This window comes from Polaromonas sp. P3_C2, from assembly GCF_056402675.1.
This window is the reverse complement of sequence record NZ_JBFUGX010000841.1, coordinates 1-1565: the sequence shown is the minus strand read 5'-3', so window position 1 is coordinate 1565 and position 1565 is coordinate 1. Positions and strand designations below refer to the sequence as shown.

Here is a 1565-nt window from a genome sequence, read left to right as displayed (position 1 = left end):
GTCGGGGGCGGTGCGGGAAAGCGTGGAGGTGTTCATCGTGTGTAGGGTGTTTTTTCAGGCTTGTGCGGTGCGCCAGACAGCATGGACAGCAAGGTGCCTGGGAGTTCGGACGTCTTGAGGGCGGCCAGCAGCAAGCCGCCAAGTGATACCAGTCGCCAGGGCCGTAGTACGACCGCCGCAGCGCCTGCCGCGGCTGCAATACCCAATAGCTGCAACGGCTTTTCTTCGGCGTACTTGTCAATCATCGGCCGGGCAATGTCAACTGCCACGCTCACGGGGTGATGCCGCCACCAGCTCCCCAAAGCATGTTTGAGAACGCCCCAGGTTCCGCGGTCGAGAAAGTGCGCCGGATCATTCTCCGGGCCGGCCTCTGGATTGCCCGGGTTTTCTTCATGGTCCAGCTTTTCCCGGCTCATGTGCCGGACAATGGCCTTGCGGCTGCTGGCCAGCCTTTCCTGCGGCGTTGGGGCGGTGAGGGTGGACATCGGTTCAGGCGGCCATGCGCAATGCGCGCGCGTCGCTGTCAATCTGGGCTTTCAACTCGGGAAAGCGTTCATTCGCGAAAGGTTTTCTCGCGCGCAATGCGGCCCCGATGGCGATGGCCAGTGCAATGCCCGGAACCACCACCAGTGCCCAGTGAAACTGGTTTTGAAGCGCCCCCAGCATGACGGCCGTTCCTGCGAGCCCCAAAAATACGGCGGCCGCCAGTACCGCAATCACCCACGCCACAGCCCGTGCAACCAGCTCGGCACCCGCATCGGAAGCCTCTTCATGAAAGAGCGCCGCGTAAGCAGAGACATGATCCATGACGAGGTCAGGCCGCTGCACGATGGTGGAGAACAGGGGGTGAAGCATTGGATGGGGCGAATCTGCGTGCAGTGGTCGGTACCGGGGAAAAGCGGGCGGGAGCCTGGCGATCAGTAACGGTTTTGGTTGCGATGGCGTGCAGACGACACCAGCAGCGCGATGCCGGCGCCGACGGCGGCGGCAATCAGCACCGAACGCAGGGGTTGCTCGGCAACATAACGGGTGGTTGCACCTGCGGCATTGGACAGCGACTGCTGTGCGCGATGCTTGGCTTCAGAGGCGATATCGAGGCTCTGACGGGCAAGGTGCTGGGCCTTGGACGCCAGCATGTCAACGACGGGATCCACGCTGCCGCGCAGTTCGCGCACTTTGGTTTCGGCTTTGTCGAATGCCTCGTTGGCATAGCTGCGGGTGGAGTCAACGGCTTTTTCTGCGTTCTGCAGCAACTCATCCGAGCTTTGGCGGGCAGTCTTGGTGGCGGTTTGGGTATTCATGTCAGGTCCTTGGTGAGTTGAGTGAATGACGATGGAGATGCAAGGAGAGCGCGCGCCGCTCGCTCGTAAAAAGCGTTCGGCACTCTCGGAATGGCTGGATCAATTCTTTCGGAGCAAGCTGATGACAAAGCTCACGATGGCCATGACGGCGAAGATGAAAAAGAGGATCTTGGCGATCTCGACGGCACCTGCGGCGATGCCACCAAAACCGAATACGGCAGCGATCAACGCGATGATCAGGAAAACGACGGAGTAGTGCAGCAT

At 60.9% G+C, this 1565-nt stretch carries 4 protein-coding genes; all 4 read right to left on the bottom strand.

Translation table 11 applies throughout. The features are described 5' to 3' along the window. Window positions 1–32 precede the first annotated feature (32 nt). On the bottom strand, window positions 33–485 hold the full coding sequence (locus AC1DWI_RS22600) for a hypothetical protein (RefSeq protein WP_477669809.1): 453 nt from the start codon (window positions 483–485) through the stop codon (window positions 33–35). Window positions 486–489: 4 nt separating this feature from the next. Continuing rightward, complete coding sequence (locus AC1DWI_RS22595) at window positions 490–855, bottom strand: hypothetical protein (protein WP_477648497.1); 366 nt, start codon at window positions 853–855, stop codon at window positions 490–492. 62 nt (window positions 856–917) lie between these two features. Continuing rightward, complete coding sequence (locus AC1DWI_RS22590; protein ID WP_457279640.1) at window positions 918–1301, bottom strand: glycine zipper domain-containing protein; 384 nt, start codon at window positions 1299–1301, stop codon at window positions 918–920. Window positions 1302–1400: 99 nt separating this feature from the next. Continuing rightward, the gene (locus tag AC1DWI_RS22585) at window positions 1401–1565 is read right to left on the bottom strand and encodes a DUF1328 domain-containing protein (protein ID WP_457279639.1); all 165 of its coding nucleotides are present in this window, start codon (window positions 1563–1565) and stop codon (window positions 1401–1403) included.